This window comes from Aquabacterium sp. TM01 (genome assembly GCF_057808345.1).
Genome location: NZ_AP046529.1, coordinates 164,562 through 182,905, shown reverse-complemented (window position 1 = coordinate 182,905; position 18,344 = coordinate 164,562). Strand labels below are relative to the sequence as shown.

17 protein-coding genes are annotated in these 18,344 nt (G+C 65.0%); 10 read left to right on the top strand and 7 right to left on the bottom strand.

Translation table 11 applies throughout. The features are described 5' to 3' along the window. Nucleotides 1–145 precede the first annotated feature (145 nt). From ahpC to AC3WW4_RS01010, 4 genes are all read left to right on the top strand, one after another. Nucleotides 146–721: an alkyl hydroperoxide reductase subunit C gene (gene ahpC / locus AC3WW4_RS01025; RefSeq protein ID WP_488826496.1), complete on the top strand. Its 576-nt coding sequence runs from the start codon at nt 146–148 to the stop codon at nt 719–721. 164 nt (nt 722–885) lie between these two features. Then, nucleotides 886–2,442, top strand: a complete 1,557-nt coding sequence (gene ahpF / locus AC3WW4_RS01020; RefSeq protein WP_488826494.1) for an alkyl hydroperoxide reductase subunit F — start codon at nt 886–888, stop codon at nt 2,440–2,442. 137 nt (nt 2,443–2,579) lie between these two features. Continuing rightward, entirely contained in the window at nt 2,580–3,302 is a 723-nt protein-coding gene (locus AC3WW4_RS01015; protein ID WP_488826492.1) for a helix-turn-helix domain-containing protein, read from the top strand. Between the two features lie 12 nt (nt 3,303–3,314). Continuing rightward, nucleotides 3,315–4,514: a sigma-54 interaction domain-containing protein gene (locus AC3WW4_RS01010; RefSeq protein WP_488826490.1), complete on the top strand. Its 1,200-nt coding sequence runs from the start codon at nt 3,315–3,317 to the stop codon at nt 4,512–4,514. Between the two features lie 43 nt (nt 4,515–4,557). Here AC3WW4_RS01010 and AC3WW4_RS01005 read toward each other — a convergent pair whose 3' ends face one another. The 7 genes from AC3WW4_RS01005 to AC3WW4_RS00975 form a co-directional block, all read right to left on the bottom strand. Continuing rightward, nucleotides 4,558–5,376, bottom strand: a complete 819-nt coding sequence (locus AC3WW4_RS01005) for a cytochrome b/b6 domain-containing protein (protein WP_488826488.1) — start codon at nt 5,374–5,376, stop codon at nt 4,558–4,560. A 54-nt stretch (nt 5,377–5,430) separates the two neighbouring features. Next, nucleotides 5,431–5,895, bottom strand: coding sequence for a rhodanese-like domain-containing protein (locus AC3WW4_RS01000; protein ID WP_488826487.1), 465 nt, complete (start codon nt 5,893–5,895; stop codon nt 5,431–5,433). 37 nt (nt 5,896–5,932) lie between these two features. Next, nucleotides 5,933–6,742, bottom strand: a complete 810-nt coding sequence (locus AC3WW4_RS00995) for an ABC transporter ATP-binding protein (protein WP_488826485.1) — start codon at nt 6,740–6,742, stop codon at nt 5,933–5,935. Between the two features lie 59 nt (nt 6,743–6,801). After that, entirely contained in the window at nt 6,802–7,608 is an 807-nt protein-coding gene (locus AC3WW4_RS00990) for an ABC transporter permease (protein ID WP_488826483.1), read from the bottom strand. Between the two features lie 61 nt (nt 7,609–7,669). Beyond that, nucleotides 7,670–8,542, bottom strand: a complete 873-nt coding sequence (locus tag AC3WW4_RS00985; protein WP_488826481.1) for an ABC transporter permease — start codon at nt 8,540–8,542, stop codon at nt 7,670–7,672. Nucleotides 8,543–8,574: 32 nt separating this feature from the next. Next, complete coding sequence (locus AC3WW4_RS00980; RefSeq protein ID WP_488826479.1) at nt 8,575–9,666, bottom strand: ABC transporter substrate-binding protein; 1,092 nt, start codon at nt 9,664–9,666, stop codon at nt 8,575–8,577. 28 nt (nt 9,667–9,694) lie between these two features. Next, the gene (locus AC3WW4_RS00975) at nt 9,695–11,302 is read right to left on the bottom strand and encodes a hypothetical protein (RefSeq protein ID WP_488826477.1); all 1,608 of its coding nucleotides are present in this window, start codon (nt 11,300–11,302) and stop codon (nt 9,695–9,697) included. Nucleotides 11,303–11,755: 453 nt separating this feature from the next. Here AC3WW4_RS00975 and AC3WW4_RS00970 point away from each other — a divergent pair, with 453 nt between their 5' ends. The 6 genes from AC3WW4_RS00970 to AC3WW4_RS00945 all read left to right on the top strand — a co-directional run bounded on the left by AC3WW4_RS00970 (nt 11,756) and on the right by AC3WW4_RS00945 (nt 18,325). Further along, nucleotides 11,756–14,098: a DUF1549 and DUF1553 domain-containing protein gene (locus tag AC3WW4_RS00970; RefSeq protein ID WP_488826475.1), complete on the top strand. Its 2,343-nt coding sequence runs from the start codon at nt 11,756–11,758 to the stop codon at nt 14,096–14,098. 34 nt (nt 14,099–14,132) lie between these two features. Further along, nucleotides 14,133–15,581 carry a DUF1501 domain-containing protein gene (locus tag AC3WW4_RS00965; RefSeq protein WP_488826473.1) on the top strand — a complete coding sequence of 483 codons (1,449 nt, stop codon included), beginning with the start codon at nt 14,133–14,135 and terminating at the stop codon, nt 15,579–15,581. A gap of 115 nt (nt 15,582–15,696) precedes the next feature. Then, nucleotides 15,697–16,077 carry a hypothetical protein gene (locus AC3WW4_RS00960; protein ID WP_488826472.1) on the top strand — a complete coding sequence of 127 codons (381 nt, stop codon included), beginning with the start codon at nt 15,697–15,699 and terminating at the stop codon, nt 16,075–16,077. A 15-nt stretch (nt 16,078–16,092) separates the two neighbouring features. Beyond that, nucleotides 16,093–16,770 carry a c-type cytochrome gene (locus AC3WW4_RS00955; protein WP_488826470.1) on the top strand — a complete coding sequence of 226 codons (678 nt, stop codon included), beginning with the start codon at nt 16,093–16,095 and terminating at the stop codon, nt 16,768–16,770. A gap of 30 nt (nt 16,771–16,800) precedes the next feature. Further along, nucleotides 16,801–17,391, top strand: coding sequence for a peroxiredoxin (locus AC3WW4_RS00950; protein ID WP_488826468.1), 591 nt, complete (start codon nt 16,801–16,803; stop codon nt 17,389–17,391). Nucleotides 17,392–17,434: 43 nt separating this feature from the next. After that, nucleotides 17,435–18,325, top strand: a complete 891-nt coding sequence (locus AC3WW4_RS00945; RefSeq protein ID WP_488826466.1) for a dienelactone hydrolase family protein — start codon at nt 17,435–17,437, stop codon at nt 18,323–18,325. Nucleotides 18,326–18,344: the final 19 nt, after the last annotated feature.

Here is an 18,344-nt window from a genome sequence, read left to right as displayed (position 1 = left end):
CTGACAGGCGGATGACATATCCTCTGATAGCCTCAAGCAATTGGGTGAATACGATCAATCAATTCGCTATATGCAAACGGATCGCCTAAGATTCACTTCGTTGTCTTCTCAACCCTCATTACCAACCACTCACAGGAACAAACACATGTCTCTGATCAACACGCAAGTTCAGCCGTTCAAGACCGAAGCCTTCGTGAACCGCGCCGGTAAGGGTGAATTCATCACCGTCACCGAAGAGAGCCTGAAGGGCAAGTGGTCCGTGCTGATCTTCATGCCGGCTGCCTTCACCTTCAACTGCCCCACCGAAATCGAAGACGCGGCCAACAACTACGCCGAGTTCCAGAAGGCCGGTGCCGAGGTCTACATCGTGACCACCGACACCCACTTCTCGCACAAGGTGTGGCACGAAACCTCCGACGCCGTCGGCAAGGCCAAGTTCCCCCTGATCGGCGACCCGACGCACCAGCTGACCAACGCGTTCGGCGTGCACATCCCTGAAGAAGGCCTGGCTCTGCGCGGCACCTTCATCATCAACCCCGAAGGCATCATCAAGACGATGGAAGTTCACTCGAACGAAATCGCCCGTGACGTGTCGGAAACCCTGCGCAAGCTGAAGGCTGCCCAGTTCACTGCCGCCAACCCTGGTCAAGTCTGCCCCGCCAAGTGGAAGGAAGGCGCCGCCTCCCTGACCCCTTCGCTGGACCTGGTTGGCAAGATCTAAATCAAACCTCGGTTTGATCTGTGTTGAGGCCTGACCTCATCACTTGCTTGAAGATGCACACCCTGCGGGCTCATGAGGCTCGCCGGGGTGCCCCCTGGTCGCCCTTTCATTTGTCAGAAAGGGGGCCGGTTCTCAAAGTCGCTTGATACATAAGGAACAAACACATGTTGGACGATAGCCTCAAGGCACAACTCGGCGCTTACCTGGAGCGTGTGCAGCAACCCTTCGAGATCGTCGCATCGCTGAGCGACTCTGAGAACTCCCGTGAGATGTTGGACCTGCTGCAGACCATCCAGGCTCTGCGCGCCGACAAGATCACCTTGAAGACCGACGGGCAAGACGCCCGCAAGCCCTCGTTCACGCTGCAGCGCGTGGGCGCCACGAACAGCCTGCGCTTTGCCGGCTTGCCCCTGGGCCACGAGTTCACCTCGCTGGTGTTGGCCCTGCTGTGGACGGGCGGTCACCCACCCAAGGAAGAGCAAGACCTGATCGAGCAGATTCAGGGTCTGGACGGTGACTTCAACTTCGAGGTCTACATGTCCCTGAGCTGCCACAACTGCCCGGACGTGGTGCAGGCGCTCTCGCTCATGGCCATCTTGAACCCCAAGGTCAAGACCACCGTCATCGAAGGCGGCGCCTTCCAGGACGAGGTGACCGAGCGCGAGATCATGGCTGTGCCCATGGTGTTCCTCAATGGCCAGATGTTTGGCTCGGGCCGCATGGAGCTGGGCGAGATCGTCGCCAAGCTGGACACCAACGCCGCCGCCAAGGATGCCGCCAAGCTCAGCGCCAAGGCCCCGTATGACGTGTTGGTCGTGGGTGGTGGCCCCGCTGGCGCCGCGGCTGCCGTGTACGCCGCCCGCAAGGGCATCCGCACCGGTGTGGCCGCCGAGCGCTTTGGTGGTCAGGTCAACGACACGATGGGCATTGAGAACTACCCGTCGGTGCTGGAAACCAATGGCCCAGCTTTGGCTGCGGCCCTGGAAGCCCACGCCCAAGCCTATGACGTGGACATCATGAACCTGCAGCGTGCCGAAGCCATCATCCCGGCGACGGAACCCGGTGGCCTGATCGAGGTGAAGCTGGCCAATGGCGGCTCGCTCAAGTCCAAGACCGTGATCGTCTCGACCGGTGCGCGCTGGCGCAATGTCAACGTGCCCGGCGAGGCCGAGTACAAGAACAAGGGCGTGGCCTACTGCCCGCACTGCGATGGCCCGCTGTTCAAGGGCAAGCGCACGGCGGTGATCGGTGGCGGCAACTCGGGTGTCGAGGCGGCCATCGACCTGGCTGGCATCGTGGCCCACGTGACGGTGGTGGAATTTGCCGACCAGCTCAAGGCCGACGCCGTGTTGGTCAGGAAGCTGCAAAGTCTGCCCAACGTGACCATCCACACCAACGCCCAGACCACCGAGATCACCGGTGCCAACGGCAAGGTCAACGGCCTGAAGTTCAAGGACCGTGCGACGGGTGTCGAGCAACTGGTCGAGCTCGAAGGCGTGTTCGTGCAGATCGGCCTGGTGCCCAACACCGAGTTCCTGCGGGGCACGGTGGAGCTGAGCAAGTTCGGCGAGGTCATCATCGACGCCAAGGGCCACACCAGTGTGCCGGGCGTGTTCGCCGCCGGCGACTGCACCACGGTGCCGTACAAGCAGATCGTGATCGCCGCCGGGGCGGGTGCCACCGCTGCGTTGAGCGCCTTCGATCACCTGATCCGCGCCTGATCGGCGTCACCCCTCATGCAACCCGGCCTGGTGCCGGGTTTTTTCATGGGCGCAGCGCAGGCTCATGCGCAAAGCGAACATGGCCATGCAGAAAGGGTCGTTTTCTTTTCGCGGGGCCCGGCCTATCGTTCGCGTCCATGACGGACATCATCTATCGCCAGGACGCCCCCGTGAGCCCGCCCAGCACGCCGTGGCGCGATGCGGCTTTTTTGGGCCGGGGCTCGCCGATCGGCTCGCCGCGGCGGGAGGTTTCCACCCGCGTGATGCCGCCACCGGTGGGCAAGCCCGGGGTCGAGGAGCAGGTGGTGCTGTCGCTGGTCGGCGGCAACCTCAAGCGCCTGCGCAAGCAGCATCGCTTGTCGCTGGACGATCTGGCCAGCCGCAGCGGCGTGTCGCGGGCCATGCTCGGACAGATCGAGCAGGGCAAGAGCATCCCCAGCATCAAGACGCTGTGGCAGGTGTCGCAAGCCCTGGGGGTGTCGGTGTCGTGGTTCCTGGAGGCCTCGCACGAGGCGCCGGTGCTGCTGCTCCAACCGCCGGCCGACAGCCCGTTCACGCTGCCCCCGGGAGAGGCCGAGTTGCGCTCGCTGCAGCACCTGGGCGATGTCGCGGGCGAGGCCTTTCATGAGCTGCGTCTGGCCCCGGGCTCCAGCCTGCGTCTGCCGATCTCGCAGGTGCCCCGGCGCATCCATGTGACCGTTGCCACCGGGGTGCTGGACGTGATGCTCGGTGAGGTGCGGCATCTGGTGCGCCCCCGTGAGGCGCTGCAGTACGAGGCGTCGCACGAATTGCTGTGGCGCAACCACGGACAGGTGCAGGTGCAGGCGTTTGTGCTGATCCGCACCCTGCCGGTGGGCTGACAAGAAAACACCATGGAACGACTTCTGACTTTGCCCGATTCGGCCGCGGCCCCTTTGTCGATCCGCGCCAAGGCGCTGGTCTTTCATGACCCCGCCTCCCTGGACCTGCTGCAGGACGTGGAGCGCATTGCCCACAGCGATGCCACCGTGCTGGTGGTGGGCGAAACCGGCACGGGCAAGGAGCTGATTGCCCGCCACATCCACCAGGTGAGCGGCCGCAAGGGGCCGTTCGTGGCGGTGAACTGCGGGGCCTTCAGCGAGTCCCTGATCGATGCGGAGCTGTTCGGTCATGAGGCCGGTGCGTTCACCGGCGCCTCGCAGGCCCGCGCGGGCTGGTTCGAGGCGGCCAATGGCGGCACCTTGTTCCTCGATGAAATCGGCGACCTGCCGCTGGCTTTGCAGGTCAAGCTGCTGCGGGTGCTGCAGGAGCGGCAGGTGGTGCGCCTGGGCTCACGGCGGGGCATTCCGCTGGACGTGCGCCTGGTGGCGGCCACCAACATCGACCTGGCCCGTGCCGTGGAGGCGCAGCATTTTCGCGCCGATCTGTTTTACCGCCTGAGCGTGGCCAGCGTGCGCCTGCCGCCCTTGCGCGAGCGCCCGGCCGACATCCTGCCGCTGGCCCGTCACTTCATCACGGTGTACCGCTCGCGGCTGAATCGCCAAGAGGTGCAGCTGAGCGAGGCCGCACAGGCGGCGTTGCTGAGCTATCACTGGTCGGGCAACATTCGCGAGCTGGAGAACGTCATCCACTTTGCCTTGATCGTTTGCCGCGATGAGCTGATCCGTCCGGAAGACATCAAGTTGATTCCGCTGACAGCCCATCACCCGGGCACAGCGCCCGAGGGCAAGCTGGTGGTGGGCGGGCTGGGGGGCGTAGCCGCGCAAAGCGTGCCGCGCAGCGCCGGCCAGGTCATTGACCATCCCGCCCGCGGGCTGCGCAGTGAGACGGCGCCCGACACCGACCTGGCACAGCTGACCGAGGTGCTGAGCGCCTTGCTGGCCCAGGGCGAGAACGATCTGTTCAACAAGGTGGAATCGGCCCTGGTGCATGCGGCCTTTGCGTTTGCGGGGCACAACCAGGTGCGTTCGGCCAAGGTGCTGGGCATCACGCGCAACATGCTGAGAACCCAGCTCAAGCGTCACGGTTTGCTGGGCAGCCTGGATGAGGACGCCGGCGCCGAGGTGGGCGAGGCCCACGCGGTCGGCTTTTGACGGCGCCGCGCCGAGGCCTCACGGCCTGAGCGCGGGCGCGTGATCACCACGACGGGGTTTGAGGCTGAGGGGCCGAGCTGGCTGCGGGGGCCTCAGACGTCGTTTCGCTGACCTGGTCCTGCTCGGGCGCCGAGGCGATCCATTGACCGCTGGCCGCGTAGACCGCCGCCAAGGCCACGGCCAAGGCCACGATGAAGGCCACCGGCCCGGCACGACGGGGCACCGTTGCCGTGGCCGGGACCTCTTTCCAACCCGTGACCATCGGCTTGACCAACGGGTCCTTCTTGATGAAGGTGTGGACCGCAATGGCCACAACGTGCAGACCCAGCAGGAGGTAGAGCACATTGACGAGTTGGTGGTGCAGACCGGTCAGCTTGAGCGACAGCGCCTCATCGACCTGCGATGCCAGCGGTCCGGTGAAGGCGATTTCGTCGTTGCCCACCAGGCCGGTGGTCACCTGGGCGGCCAGTACCCCGATCAAGGCCAGCACCGACAAGGCGCCCAGCGGGTTGTGGCCGGCGCCTTGCCAGCGACCTTGCAGGTAGGCCAGCAAGGTGGATGGCGACGGCACAAAGGTGCGAAAGCGCGCATACGTCGAGCCCCACAGGCCCCAGACGATGCGAAAGCTCAGCAAGCCGACGATGGCCAGGCCGGCCTGGCTATGCAACGGCATCCATTCGCCACCCGCCAGGCCCGTGGCGATGGCCGCGCTCACGGCCGCCAGCAAAGACCAGTGAAAGACGCGCAGGGGCAGGTCCCACAAGCGGATGCGATGACGAGGCGTGGAGGTGGTGGCCGCATCCGACGCGGTGGTGGCGCCGACCAGCGTGTCATGCGGCGGCAGGGTTTGGGTCTGTTCCATGATGGTGAGCTCAGGTGAAGCCGGGCGAGGTGGGGCCGCGCCCGGGCAATGGGATCACTTCGCCGCAGGGGCGGGAGGCTGGGGCTTGTAGATCGTGCCGCCAGCCTCGCGGTAGTCCTCGGTGCCGGTGGCACCTGCGACCTTGAAGCCCAGTGCGGTGAGGAAGTCGCCCGCATCACCACCGCGGTTGGCGCGGATGGAGACGGGCACGATGAGGCGGTCGCGGGGGATGAAGGCCACGGCGTGCGGCAGGTCTTCCAGCTGCACATTCAGGTAGGCCTGGAAACCGCCCCACTTGGCGATCTCGTCTGGGCGGCGCACGTCGAGGATCAACAGCTTTTCAGGCTTGGCCAGCAAGGCGTCGACCTGGGCCTTGTTGAGCTTGGGCGTCTTGTAGATCCAGGGCTTGGGGACGTAGGCGCTGGCGGCAGGGGCTGCGGGCGTGGCGGCTTGTTGGGCCAGGGCCGTGCTGCCTCCGAGTGAGACGGTCAGGGCAAACAGAATAGAGAGCAGTTTCATGATGCGGTGAATGTGAGGGGCAGAGGTAGAGCTGCGGTCAGGCAGCCAGAGGAATGGCGCGCTCGGCACGCTCGGCCACGGTGGCATGGTGGATCTCGTGGCTGAAGGCGCTCAGCACGTCGTCCTTGATGGCGGTGAAGTTGGCCGCCACGCGGTCACGGGGTCGAGGCAGATCGACGTCCACGATGCGTTGGATGCGCCCGGGGCGCGGCTGCATGATGACCACGCGGTCGCCCAGGTAGACGGCCTCTTCCACGTCGTGGGTGACCAGGATGGCGGTGATGCCTTCGGCCTGCCAGATGCGCTGCAGCTCCTGTTGCAGGCGGGTGCGGGTCAGCGCGTCCAGGGCGCCGAAGGGCTCGTCGAGCAACAGCACCTCGGGGCGATTGACCAGGGCGCGCGCAATGGCCACGCGTTGCGACATGCCGCCGGAGAGCTGATAGGGATAGGCTTTCTCGAAGCCTTTGAGGCCGACCAGATGGATGTGCTCCTGCACGCTCTTGTCCTTGGCGGCTTGTGTGCCGGGCGCATTGAGCAGGCCCAGCGCAACGTTCTGCTCGACCGTGAGCCAGGGGAACAGGCGGTGCTCCTGAAAGACGATGCCGCGGTCCAGGCTGGTGCCCTGGATGCGCTCGCCGTCGAGCAGCAGGTCGCCGCTGTAGCCACTCTCCAGGCCGATGATCAGGCGCAAGAGGGTGGACTTGCCGCAGCCGCTGGAGCCCACGATGCTGATGAACTCACCCGGCCGGATGGACAGGTTGATGTCTTCCAGCACCTTGAGGGGCTGGCCTTTGACGTCGTACTGCTTGTGAAGGTGACGGATGTCGATGGTGCCTGCATGGGCCATGGCAAGGCTCCTTTCTGGGAACAAGATGCGGTGAACAAAGAGGAAGGGCGGCGCACAGCTCAGTGCAGTGCGGGAGGACGCCAGCGCAAGAGGCGCTGCTCCAGCACGGTGGTCAGGCGTGCGAAGCCAAAGCCGATGAGGCCGATGACGAAGAGGCCGAAAAGGATCACGTCGACCCGAAAGGCCGAGCGCCCCTTGATGACAATCTGGCCCAGGCCATTGGAGAAGTCGTAGAGCAGGAACTCCGCACCGATGGTGCCCAGCCAGGCGTAGATCAACGCCAGCTTGAAGCCCGACAGGATCTGAGGCGCCGCCGACGGCAGGATCAGGCGGCACAGGGTTTGGGTGCGAGTGAAGCCATACACACGGGCGACCTCGGCATGGGCGGCGCTCACGCTTTGCACGCCTTCCAGCGTGGCCAGCACCATGGGATAGAACGCGGAGAACGCCACAAAGACGATCTTGGACAGGTCCCCCGAGCCGGCCACGGCGGCCAGCAGCGGCAGCCAGGCGAACAAGGACACCTGACGCAGGCTGTGGAAGGTGGGGCCGATCAGCCAGCGCGCCAGGGGCGACACCCCCAACAGCACCCCGAGCAAGACGCCGGCGGTGACACCCAGCGCCAGGCCGGAGAGGTCGCGCCATAGGCTCAGCGCGACACCGTTGTAGAAAGTCGGGTTGAACAGCTCTTGCAAGGCCGTGGCCAGTACCTGAGTGGGTGGCACCACGACCTTGGTGTCTACCCAGCCACGCGAGGTGGCGAGCGCCCACAGCACCACCAAGGCAAAAGGCAAGACCCAGGGACGCAGGTCGGGCCATCCGCTGGCGACCGAGCGAGGGACAGAAGATTCAGAAGACGTGGACACGGGCAGACTCCGTTGACGTGTAAAGAAGGGGGGACGATCGCTGGCTCAATGGGTGATCCTGTCAATAGGCCGAAAGTCGCCAGCCCAGCAGGCGACTTTCAAGCAGACGCAACACCGCGTCGACGCCCAGGCCAATGGCGCCGATGACGAACATCGAGACGATCACCAGGTCGATCTGGCCGAGTGAGCGGCTGTAGGCCATGAAGAATCCCAGTCCTTCGCTGGAGGCCAGCAGCTCGACAAAGATCACCGTCAGCCAGGCCTGCATCACGCCCTGGCGCACGGCACTGAACAGCCCCGGCACGGCGGCGGGCAAGACGATGCGCGTGATCGTCTGCCAGCGCGAGAAGGCGAACACGCGGCCGACCTCCATGTGCGCACGGGGAATGGCGGTGATGCTGTCCAGCGTGGTGAGCGTGACCGGCAGCAGCACGGCCAGGGAAATGGCCCAGAGCTTGAGCGCCTCCTCAATGCCCACGAAGATGATCAGCAGCGGGATCCAGCCCAGCACCGGGATCTGGGTGAGTGCGCGGAACGTGGGCAGGAGGTAGGCGCGCAGCGTGGCCGACAGCCCCAGGGCGAAGCCCAGGATCAGCCCGCTGCCCCCGCCCAGCAGCAAGCTCCAAGCTACGCGCCGGGCGCTGTGCTGCACCTGGGTGAGCAGCTCCCCGCTGTCCCAGACGATCTCGAAAGACTCCCACACGTAGGCCGGGGCCGGCAGGATCTGCTCGGGCAGCCACTGGCGTGCGGCCGTCACCCACCACAGGCCCCACACCAGCAGAGGCACGATCAAGGCCAGCCCGGTGCGCAGCAGCCGCCCGCCCAGCCAGGTGGCAGCGGTGGCCCCGTGGGCGCCGATGTCAGGCCAGCGCGTGGCCCGAGGCGGCACCGCCAGGGCTGGGAAGACCGAACGGTCGTCAATGGATGCACTCATGCGGGAATCTCCAGAAAGTCAGACGCGGCGCATCAGGTGCGGATGAACTTGCCGTTGGCGTCTTGCGTGGGCCAGTAGGTCTCCAGCTTCAGCTCAGCGAGCGCGTGGTTGAGGTACTTGCGCTCGATCCAGCCGTCGAGCTTGACCTCGCGGCGCAGCAGGCGGTACTTCTTGGCCTCTTCGATGGCCTTGACCAGGCCGCCCACGTAGTAGTCGTCCAACAGCGGGTTGATGCGGGTGCGCAGGTCCTTCACACGTCCCCAGGTCTGCTTGTTGTCGATGTAGGTGTTCGTGCCCGAACGGGTCCACAGCTGGTATTGGGTTTCGCGGTTGGCCTCCAGCGTGCTCCAGTGGGCGCGCTTGACCAGGGCGGTGACCACGCGCTGCACGATGTCGGGGTACTGCTGCTCGAACGCCTCGCCCACCCAGACGGTGCCTGGCGAGGAGATCAGTGGGTCGTCAAACACCTCGGTGATGCGCTTGGCCACGCCGCGGGCTTCCAGGCCGAAGGGGGTGTCGAGGCAGCCGGCGATGTTGCCGGTGGCCAGCGAGGCACGTTGGTCATCGCGGATTTGGCTGATGATGCGGAACTCTTTTTCCGGATCGTCGAAGCCGAACTTGTTGAGCACGCGGTACAGCTGCAACTGCGTGGCCGTGCCCTTTTGCACCGACAGGGTCTTGCCCTTGAGGTCGGCCACGCTCTTGGCGTTGGAGCTGGCGGGGCCCACCAGGTAGACGTCGCCCAGGCGACCGTTGGACAGGATCACCTTGTGCTTGAGGCCGGTGGAGCGGCCCACCAGCACGGGCAGGTCGCCGTGGCTGAAGGCAAAGTCGAGCAGGCCGTTGGCGAAGTTCTCGTTGGTGGCCGGGCCGGCGCCGATGAAGTACTTGTATTCGATCTTGATGCCATCGGCGGCGAACTCCTTCTCGATGTCACCGAGCAGCGCGGCGTTGGCCGGATAGGTGCCCGAGGACATGGGACGACCGCCGGTGCCGGCGTTGGAGAAGGCGATGCGGATGGTGGTGGGCTTGCGGGCCTGGCTGCGGGCCTGGCTGCTGAGGCCGATCAGGGCGGGGGCACCGAGGCCGGCGACCACTGCCGAGTTGAAGGAACGACGTTTCATGGGTATCTCTCCGAAATCAGATAGGGGGTCAAAACGTGGCGTTGAGCTGGACTTGCCACAGGTTGTTGGTTTCAGGCGCAGCCTCGGTGGAGGGTTTGCCGTTGAGTTGGTTGCGTGTGCGCACGTAGTTCACCTGGAGCTTGGTGGTCTCGGCAAAGAACACGTTCAAACCCAGCGTGGTGGCGACCTTCTTGTCGTCGTTGACCAGGGCGCTGCGGTTGGGGTCCCAGGTGTCGAAGCGCACGAAGGCCTGGTAGGACTTGGGCCAGTAGTCGTCGAACTTGCCCTGCTGGCGTGAGCTGGCCAGAAACTGTTCGCCCCAGGTGTAGCCCAGGTTGATGTACTGGCCCACGCCGCGCTTGTAGCCATCGGCGTTCTTGCCTGTGGTGACCAGCGTGTCGAGCTTGTAGAGCTCTTGCTTGCCGTAAGCCCACTCATAGGACACCGAGAACGGCAGGTGCGTCCAGTTGACGTCGAAGCCGAAGATGTCGTTGCGGCCCTTCTCGGTGGCCGTGGTCACCGCCGTCGTGCTGGCCGGGCCCAGTGAGAGGTAGCCGCGGTAATAGGAAGCCCCCAGTTGCAACTGGCGGAACCAGCTGTTGTAGTCCACCGGCAAGGTGTAGACCAGACGCGCAGCGATGTCGCGGTAGTCGTTGTTGTCGGCCTTGTTGGGACCGTTGCCGTTGAACAAGCCCAGCGAGTAAGACAGCAGCGGCGCGCGGTAGTTGTTGGTGAAGTCCACATAGGGGCTGACGTCGCCCGCCACCACCAAGCCCACTTGGCGGTTGTTCAGGCCCAGACCGGAGACGAAGCCGGCATTGCCGATCACGGCCTTGACTTCAGGGTCCAGCGCCTGTGCGTCCTGACCGAAGGCCACCGTCTGCTGACCCAGCGTGATCGTGCCCAGCGGGTCCTCCGGGTTGCCGGTGGAGGGGTTGAAGCTGTAGCGGAGGTAGGCGTCGGTCAGGTTGATGCCCGTCTTGCCGCTGGCGGCGGTGTTGTCCGAGGTCAGCGCCAGGCGATAGGTGAGGTTGCGACCTTCGGCGTAATCGCGGAACAGGTTCCCTGAGAAGTTCAGGCCAAAGGCCGCAGCATTGAAGCCACTCTGACGGAGGTCGGTCGGACCATTGCCGCTGGACGAGGCTGACCTCGCTGCACCGGGATTGCTGAAGTCATGCCGCAGCGTGAGCGAGCCGCCGATGCGGGTGTTGCGGGTCACGCTGGGGATGTTGCGCTCCTGCAGGCGGGACTGGTCGTACTTGTAGTTCTCGATGTCAGCGCGCAGGCCCGTGATGTCGGCCTGGGTGGCCGGGGTGCGCGCTTCGAGCGCCTCTTTGGTTTCTTCCCCACCGGCGGCGGCCACGGTTTGGGCTGCAGCCTGGGCCGATTGCTGTTGCTGCGTCAGCAGCGCACGCAGCTCGTTGACCTGTTTGGTCAGCTCATCGATGCGGGCCTGCTCCAGAGAGCTGGCCGACGCTTTGGGACTGCTCTTCTTGAGTTCCTGCACCTGTTTGCGCAGGTCTTCCACCGTGCCTTTGAGGGAACGGATTTCACTGGCTGGCTGAGCGTGAACGGCTGCGCCGGACAGCGCCAGCACCACAGCACTGGCCAGCACGTTGGTTTTGAACGAATGCACCTTGAATGACTCCTTGATATGCCGGAACGAATGGATTGCGAATCGACTTGAAACCCAATTACGCATAAGCCGTGCCAGCCTTTTGGTGGTTTTTTTGAGGGTTTCTGCTGACTTATCAATATGGGTTGCTGTTTTTTCAACATGCCCCGTGCGCATTAACCAACAGGGCCCACACCGCTTGCTCAACGCCTTTGTGCATGCCCCTTGTTCATACCCATATTAAAAATACAAATACACAATAAAAACAACAACTTGGCAAAACAATTAACCCAGAAGCCCCACCCCAAAAAAGCTGGCTCGATAGTTGCAATGAAGGGCCAGCAGCGCGCACAGAGCAGCACGAATCACATCGGACACCGAGATTCGCTTCTGCGCTGACGCAGCCAAACAGGCTTATGTGCAATTCGGTCAAACACATGCGCAATCCGCATGAGGGCTAAGGGGTAATGAAAGATGAATAAGGCGATATATCTGTCTCTGGTCGTGGGCGCCGCCGCGACATCGGCGTGGGCCGCAGACGCGCCCTCGGGCGCCACGGCTGCACCGACTCGTGCGGCGGCCCCCAAGGCCTGGTCGGCCTATCAAACGGTGAAGGATCCGGCCCCACCCACCGTCCAGCAAAAGAGCTGGGTCCGGAGCCCGGTGGACGCCTTTGTGCTGTCGGCACTCGAGGCCAAAGGGCTGAAGCCCTCCAAGGACGCCGACCGCGCCACCTTCATCCGCCGCGCCACCCTGGACGCCTGGGGCCTGCTGCCCACGCCGGAAGAGATTCAGGCCTTCGTGCAGGACAAGTCCCCCGACGCCCACGCCAAGCTGGTCGACCGCTTGCTGGCCTCGCAACGCTTCGGCGAGCGCCAGGCCCGCCGCTGGCTGGACCTGGCCCGCTATGCCGACAGCACCGGCTTCCAGCAAGACCGCACCCGCCACAACAACTGGCGCTACCGCGACTACGTGATCGACGCATTCAACGCCGACAAGCCCTTCAACCGCTTCATCCAGGAGCAGATTGCCGGCGACGAGCTGTGGCCCGACAACCAGACGGCGCGCATCGCCACCGGCTTTCTGGCCGGCTACCCCGACAACTACAACTCACGCGATCTGGTGCAGCGCAAGTACCAGATCGAGACCGACCTGACCGACATGGTCGGTGAGGTGTTCTTGTCCAGCACCATCGGTTGCGCACGCTGCCACAACCACAAGGCCGACCGCGTCAGCCAGAAGGAGTACTTCCAGCTGCAGGCCTTCTTTGCCAACACCGCTTTCAACGAGAAGACGCCGCTGGCCAAGGGCTCGGAGACCGCCTACGACAAGGAGTATCAGCAAGCGCTGGCCACCTACCAGGAGGCCACCAAGGACATCCGCGCGCAGCAAAAGGCCATCCTGGACTCCGTGCGGGAAGCCGGTCGCAAGTTCCACAACGAGCGCTACCTGACCGACAGCCGCGACGCCATCTTCAAGCCGCAAAGCGAATGGACCGCGCTCGATCGCTGGGTGAACTGGCGCAAGGATGCCGTGGCCAGCGAAGCCGACATCGCCGGCTATCTGGAAGACACGACCAAGCCCGGCTTCCCGGCTTACAACGCGGACAACATCGAAAAGTACAAGGAATACAAGCGCCTGTCGGTCGAGCTCAAGAAGTTCGACAAGCTCAAGCCCACCCGCGTACTGGGCCAGTACACCACCGCACTGGAGCTGAGCAACAAGGAGGTCCCACCCACCCATGTGCGCTTTGGCGGCATCCACGAGCGTCCGCTCGAAGCGGTGGAGCCCGGCATCCCCGCCCTGTGGGGTGGCAAGGTGCAGTTGGACATCAAACCCACGGCCACCTCGTCTGGCCGCCGCGCCGCACTGGCCAACTGGCTGAGCAGCGACAGCAACCCGCTGACTGCCCGCGTCTACGCCAACCGCGTCTGGGCCCAGTACTTTGACAAGGGCATCATCGAAACCGTGCAGGACTTCGGTCGCGCCGGTGCCAAGCCCACCCACCCCGAGCTACTGGATCACCTGGCGAGCCAGTTCGTGCAAAACGGCTGGAGCGTCAAGAAGCTGCACCGTGAGATCCTGCTGTCGAGCACCTACCGCCAGGCCTCGGACGAGCGCGCCGACGTGCTGAAGGTCGATCCGTACAACAAGCTGCTGGCCGTCTATCCGCGCAAGCGCCTGGACGCCGAAGTCATCCGCGACTCGCTGCTGTACGCATCGGGCCTGCTGGTCGACAAGGTGGGCGGCCCCTCGGTGCTGCCTCCCATCGTCAAGGGGGGGGCCGGTCTGGGCAACTCGGTGGACTTCGCCGGGGACACCACCTGGGCCGTGTCGGAGAACAAGGAGGACTGGTATCGCCGTAGCCTGTACGTGTTCTCACGTCGCAGCTTCCCCTACCCTGTCACCTCGAACTTTGACCTGCCCAACCCCAACGCGCCGCACCACAAGCGCGATGTGACCACCACGCCGCTGCAGGCGCTGACGCTGTTCAACAGCGAAGTGGTGTTCGACTGGTCGCAGGCCCTGGCTGGACGGGTGGTGAACGAAGCCGGTGCGAACGAGACCTCGCAGCTCAATCGCCTCTACGAGATCCTGTTTGCCCGCCCGGCCAACAAGCAGGAGCTGGCCACGCTCAAGCACTTCCTGGCCGAGCAGCAGATCGCCATCCGCCAACGCGCCGCCAACGGCAAGTTCGAAGTGGCCGTGCCCTCGGGCATCAAGACCAACGCGCAATTCGACCCGGTGAAGTCGGCCGCCTTTGTGGACCTCGTCCACACGGTTGCCAACTCCAACGACTTCGCCTACCGCTTCTGAGCCTCCTCACATCACGAACACACAAGGACATCACATGAGCCACGATTCACGTCGTCAATTCCTCTTCAAGTCCGGCCTGGGCGTCGGTGGGGCCGCCCTGGGCGGTTTCATCCCGGGCGTGGGCACCATCCAGGCAGCGAGCGCGGCCGAGCTGGCCGATCCCTTGGCCCCCAAGGACCCGCACTTTCCCGCCAAGGTCCAGTCGGTGATCTGGTTGCATCAGGAAGGCGCGCCCAGCACGCTGGACCTGTATGACTACAAACCTGACCTGATCAAGCTGGCCGGCCAGCACGTGCCTGCCTCCTTCCTCAAGGGCATCAAGACCAGCACCCAGGGTGGGTTGGGCAAGCTGTACGCGTCCAAGCGCACCTGGAAACAGCATGGCGAAAGCGGTGCCTGGTTCTCTGACCTGTTGCCCAACCTGGCCAAGCATGGCGACAAGATGACCTTCATCAAGTCGAGCGTGACCGTGGGGGCCACCCACGACATCTCCATCCTCAAACTCAACACCGGCGACCTGAACCCGGGCCGTCCGTCACTGGGTGCGTGGATCACCTATGCGCTGGGCTCACGCAACCAAGACTTGCCCGCTTACGTCGTGCTCTACAACGGCGACCGCGAGCCGCGTGCCGGCTCGGCCAACTGGAACGCGGGTTTCCTGCCAGCGGTGTACCAGGGCACGCCCTTCCGCCCCGGCAACTCGCCCATCCTGTACCTGGACCGCCCGGACGCCCGCAACCCGACACAGCAGCGCAAGTCGCTGGACCTGCTCAAGCGCCTGAACAACCTGGGTGCCGAACGCTATCCGCATGACTCGGAGTTGCGCGCCCGCCTGCAGTCCTACGAGCTGGCCGACCGCATGCAAGCTGCCGCCCCGGTGGCCGTGGACATCAGCAAGGAAACCGCCGCCACCCGTGACCTGTATGGCATCAACGACAAGGTCAGCCAGAGCTACGGCGAGGTGCTGCTGCGGGCCCGTCGCTTGGTCGAGAACGGCGTGCGCTTCATCCAGGTGGTCTCGGGCCTGCCCAACAACGTCGAGTCCGAGCGCCGCGACTGGGACGCCCACGATGACCTGGAAACGAACCACGCCACGATGGCCCGCATGGTGGACAAGCCGATTGCCGGCTTGCTGGCCGACCTGAAGTCGCGCGGCCTGCTGGAGAGCACGCTGGTGGTCTGGACCTCCGAGTTCGGCCGCACCTCCTGGGGCGAAAGCGGCACCGGCCGCGACCACAACCCCTGGGGCTACACCCAGTGGCTGGCCGGTGGCGGCCTCAAGGCGGGCTACACCTACGGCGCCACCGACGAGATCGGCCTGCAGACGGCCGACAAGGACAAGGCCGTGGACACCTACGACCTGCACGCCACCGTCTTGCAGTTGCTGGGCCTGAACCACCTGAAGACGACCTTCCTGACGAACGGCCGCACCGAGCGCCCCACGGTGGTCTACGGCAAGGTCGTGACCGACATCCTGGCTTGACGCCCCCAGTCCGGTTCAGCCGTCACCTGGGCGTGGCGGCTGACCGGCCCCCGATGACACAACAACACAAAAAGCGGGATCGCGAGTCCACGCTGGAAAGAGCAGTCGTTTTCTTATGCGCAAGACCCCCCTGGTGATCAGTGCCCTGCTGGCCTTGGCCAGCGCCGTGCATGCCGCGCTGCCCGCGCTGGACATGGACCTGATGCAAACCATCGAGGACACCAACAAGAGCATGGCCTCCCACATTGCCGGCAGCGATGCAGCTGGCAGCCTGAAGGATGCCCAGGAACTGCACCAGCTGTTTGGCGCCGTGGAGGCCCACTACGTCGGCAAAGGCGATGCCCCCGATGGCGTGGAGCTGTCGCGCAAGAGCCTGGCGTTGACGCGCAAGATCGTCCAGCAGGTCGAGGGCAAGGACTTCGGGGGCGCCTCGGAGTCGGCCACCGAGCTGTCTCGCACCTGCCGTGCGTGCCACACCTTCTACAAGCAATCCTGACATGAAGGATCGTCTGTGAAGTCATGGTTGTACCCCGTGCTGTTGTCGCTGTCCCTGGGCTTGGGCCTGGCCTGGTCGGCTCACGCCGCCAATGCCAAGGGCAAGGCAGCCCCTGCGAAAGTGACCCCGCCCGGTGACCCGGTGCTGGGCAAGGAAAAAGCCGATGCCGAGCGCTGCATCGAATGTCATGGGGTGGACGGCCACGGTGCCGGCCACGCCAACGGCCCAGAGGGCAAGTTCGCGAAGCTGGCCGGCCAGCATCCGGACTACATCCTCAAGCAGATCCGCGATTTCCGCTCCGGTGCCCGCAAGCACGACCAGATGGCCATCATGGCCCGCAGCGTGGCCGACGAGGACGTGCGCGACATCGCTGCCTACTTCGCCAGCCAGCCCGGCATGAAGGGCGAAGGCGGCGCCGCGCACACGGTGGGCCGTCAGCTCTATGAGCAGGGCGATGCCGCGCGCGGCGTGCTGGCCTGCGTGCAATGCCACGGCGCACAAGGCAAAGGCGTGGCCGGGCTGCCGCTGGTGCCGGTGATTGGCGGACAGGAGTGGCGATACCTCGACCAGCAACTGCGTGACTGGCGCTCGGGCGAGCGCCGCAACAGCGCCGACGGCGTGATGAACCAGGTGCTCAAGCCCCTGACCGATGCCGAGGTGGAAAGCCTGGCGCTGTACCTGTCGGGCTTGTGAACCCCTTTGAACAACCTTTTGGAGAACCCGATGAAAAGATGGATCGTGAGTGGCCTCGTCTCAGCCCTGATGAGCCTGCCCGCCTGGGCTGCCCTTCAAGCCGGCGATGCGGCCCCGGACTTCACCCTGCAAGCCTCGCTCAACGGCAAGGCCTTTGCCTACTCGCTCAAGGCCCAGTTGCAAAAGGGCCCGGTGGTGGTCTATTTCTACCCCTCGGCCTACACGGGCGGCTGCAACGTCCAGGCGCGCACCTTTGCGGTCCACGCTGACAAGTTCGCCGCAGCCGGCGCGTCGGTGATCGGGGTGTCGCTGGACAGCATCGACCGCCTCAACAAGTTTTCGGCCGACCCCGAGTACTGCGCCGGCAAGGTGGCCGTGGCCTCTGACGCCAAGGGCGAGGTCTCGCGCGCCTTTGCATTGAGCGTGGCCGAACGGGCCGGGCGCAAGGACACGCGTGGCGAGGACATCGACCACGCCTTCGTGGAGCGCACCACCTTCATCCTCACCCCCGACGGCAAGGTGGCCGCCACCGTGGGCGGACTGCCGCCGGTGGCCAACGTCGAGCAGACGCTGAGCGTGGTCCAGGGCCTGAGCGGCCGCACCGCCCAGCCCACGAACTGAGCCCCTCGCCCCTCAGCCCCTCATTCACCCAGGAGCCGACGACATGACCCGCAAGACTGCCCAGGATTTCGCCCCGGAAGTGCTCAAGCTGTTCGACCAGTATGTGCACGGCCTGCTCAGCCGCCGCGGCTTTGTGCAAGGCGCAGCCAAGTACACCGCCGGCATCGTGGCCGCCGAAGCCGTGCTGGCCGAGCTGAGCCCCAACTTTGCCCACGCGCAGCAGGTGCACCACACCGACGAGCGCATTCGCGCCACCTACATCGAGATCCCCTCGCCGCAGGGTTACGAGACCGTGCGTGGCTACCTGGTGCAACCCGTCGGCCGCCCGGGGCGCTTGCCCACCGTGCTGGTGGTGCACGAGAACCGGGGCCTCAACCCCCACATCGAAGACGTGGCCCGCCGCCTGGCATTGGAAGGCTTCATCGCCTTTGCCCCCGATGCGCTCTACCCACTGGGTGGCTACCCCGGCGACGAAGACAAGGCCCGTGCCCTGTTCCCGCAACTGGACCAGACGCGCACGCGCGCCGACTTCCTGGCCTCGGCCGCCTACCTGAAGCAGCTGCCACGGGGCAACGGCAAGGTCGGGGTCGTGGGCTTTTGCTATGGCGGGGGCATGGCCAACTTCCTGGCCACCCAGGTGCCGGACCTGGCCGCCGCCGTGCCCTTCTACGGCGCCCACCCGCCTGACGCCGATGTCGCCCGCATCCAGGCGCCCCTGCTGGTGCAACTCGCATCCAACGACGAGCGCATCAATGCCGACTGGCCTCGCTACGAGGCCGCGCTCCAGCGCCACCAGCGCAACTACCAAGCCTATGTCTACCCGGACACCCAGCACGGCTTCCACAACGACACCACCCCGCGTTACGACCAGGCCGCCGCTGCGTTGGCCTGGCAACGCACGGTGGCCTTCTTCCAGCAACACCTGCGTTCCTGAGCGCAGCCCTTTTCATCCC